3 protein-coding genes are annotated in these 2062 nt (G+C 64.9%); 1 reads left to right on the top strand and 2 read right to left on the bottom strand.

The genetic code is table 11. The features are described 5' to 3' along the window. The coding region (locus H7U37_RS14735; RefSeq protein WP_243414337.1) for a DUF4358 domain-containing protein at positions 1–503 on the top strand (503 nt) is incomplete at its 5' end. Between the two features lie 50 nt (positions 504–553). On the opposite strand, the gene H7U37_RS14730 is transcribed toward H7U37_RS14735, so the two are convergent. Both H7U37_RS14730 and ppk1 read right to left on the bottom strand, forming a co-directional pair. Next, the gene (locus H7U37_RS14730; RefSeq protein ID WP_204876888.1) at positions 554–940 is read right to left on the bottom strand and encodes a DUF3783 domain-containing protein; all 387 of its coding nucleotides are present in this window, start codon (positions 938–940) and stop codon (positions 554–556) included. 26 nt (positions 941–966) lie between these two features. Then, positions 967–2062: polyphosphate kinase 1 (ppk1, locus tag H7U37_RS14725; RefSeq protein WP_204876886.1), on the bottom strand; the 1096-nt coding region annotated here is incomplete at its 5' end.

The following is a 2062-nucleotide window of genomic DNA, read 5'->3' as shown; positions in this document are numbered from 1 at the left end:
TTGTTTGGATTTTGAGAAAGGGGTATTTTATCATGCGTGAACTGCTCACTCGTCTTGCGCCCGCGGCGGTGGCACTGTGCCTGCTGCTCAGCGGCTGCGCCCAAACCGCCTCCGCCCGTCCCTTCCAGACCGGCGACGCCCAGACCCTTCTGGACAGCGGCGCCTTCAGCGAGCCGATGGAGGAAATCGACCAGTCTCTGGCCTGCGGCACCCTCTACCAGATCGACGGCGCCACGGTAACGGACTGCGCGGTGTATACCACCCTCACCGCCGGCGCGGAGGAACTGGCCATTCTGGTCCTTGCGGACGAGGAGGCCGCTCAGGCCGCCCTCACCGCCCTGGAGCAGCGGGTGGCGGACCAGAAGGCGGCGCTGGAGAACTACCAGCCCGACGAGGTGGGCAAGCTGGACAACGCCATTTTGGAAAGGCGGGAAAACACCGTTCTCCTCCTGGTGCCCGCCGACGCCTCCGCCGCCCGGACCGCCGTGGGGGGCCTCTCCTGACCGGCATAAAAAATCCCCGGATTTCCTGTGAAATCCGGGGATTTTTCTGTTTACTGGGGCTTGGACTCCATGCCCTCCCGCTCCTTTTTCAGCTCGTCGTAGAGCTGATAGAAGGACCAGCGGGCGTTTTCGGCGGTGAGGACCGACTTAAACACGCTGCGGGGGACGCCGGCCTTATCCAGGGCGGTGAGGACGGCGTAGAGCTTGGGCATGGCCATGTTGATAAAGACCATCATGCTCTCCTCCACCGGGGGATGGTCCTGAACCTCAGGCTGGGGCACCTCCACTCCGGCGAAGGAGCCCACCGCCTGGCCCAGCTGGCTGGCGTCGACCATGCGGATGCGCACGCCGGAGCGGATGAACACCCCCTTGGCGTGGGCGATCTGGGCTTCGTCGCCGGCGGCGTAGTAGAGAACGATGGCTTTGGATACGGGCATGGGAACAACCTCCTAAAAAAATTCATTCAGGGCCGGAGGGCCTCCTCCATCAGGGTCTGCTGGGCGTCCACCCGGGGGGCGTCCTTTTCCGCCGGCACGGGGACGGGGACGCCGTCCTGGTCCAGCACTCTGGCCCGGACGTTGTCGCTGAGTTGGAGGTCCAGCACATGGTGGATGCGGCGGGCCGCCTCCGGGTCGCGGACGGGGCAGGCCACCTCCACCCGCTTGCTCATGTTGCGTGTCATCAGATCGGCCGAGCCGATGTAGAGCACCTCATCCTTCCCCACGCCGAAGGAGTAGACCCGGCTGTGCTCCAGGAAGCGCCCCACGATGGAGCGGACCCGGATGTGCTCGGTGCAGCCCTTCCGGCCGGGGACCAGGCAGCAGATGCCCCGGACGATGAGGTCGATGGGCACCCCGGCCTGGGAGGCCTGGCTGAGCTTGTCGATGAGGGTGCGGTCGGAAAGGGAGTTGAGCTTCATCCGCACCCGGCAGGGCTGGCCGTTCTCCGCCTTCTGGATCTCCCGGTCCAGCAGCTCCATGATCCGGCTCTTGAAGGAGTTGGGGGCCACCCACAAAGCCCGGTACTCCCCCTCCGGATTGGCCAGGGCCATATTTTTGAAGAAGAGGTCGGCGTCCTCGCCGATCTCCCGGTCGGCCGTCATGAGGGAGAAGTCGGTATACTGGGCGGAGGTCTTTTCGTTATAATTGCCGGTGCCCACCTGGGTGAAGCGCTCCACCCCGTCGGGGGTGATGCGGGTGATGAGGCACAGCTTGGAGTGGACCTTCAGGTCCTCGAAGCCGTAGAGCAGGTGGCAGCCGGCCTCCTCCAGCCGCTGGGCCCACTCGATGTTGTTCTGCTCGTCGAACCGGGCCTTGAGCTCCATGAGGACGGTGACGTCCTTGCCGTTCTCGGCGGCCTGGCAGAGGTAGTCCACGATGCGGGACTTGCTGGACAGGCGGTAAATGGTGATCTTCATGGAGACCACGTTGGGGTCCCGGGCCGACTCCCGGAGGAGCCGCAGGAAGGGGTCCATGCTCTCGTAGGGGTAGTGGAGGAGGAGGTCCTTTTGGGAGATCTGCTCCAGCATGGGCTGACCGGGGGCCACCTTGGGGGAGGGC

Origin of the sequence: Pseudoflavonifractor phocaeensis, from assembly GCF_016901735.1 — a bacterium.
Lineage (GTDB): Bacteria > Bacillota > Clostridia > Oscillospirales > Oscillospiraceae > Pseudoflavonifractor_A.
Note: the sequence above shows the minus strand (reverse complement) of the source record. Positions and strands in the feature narration are given on the sequence as shown.

Excerpts from the sequence above, each read along its gene's own strand:
- H7U37_RS14730 (WP_204876888.1), bottom strand. The coding sequence starts at position 940 with ATGCCCGTATCCAAAGCCATCGTTCTCTACTACGCCGCCGGCGACGAA.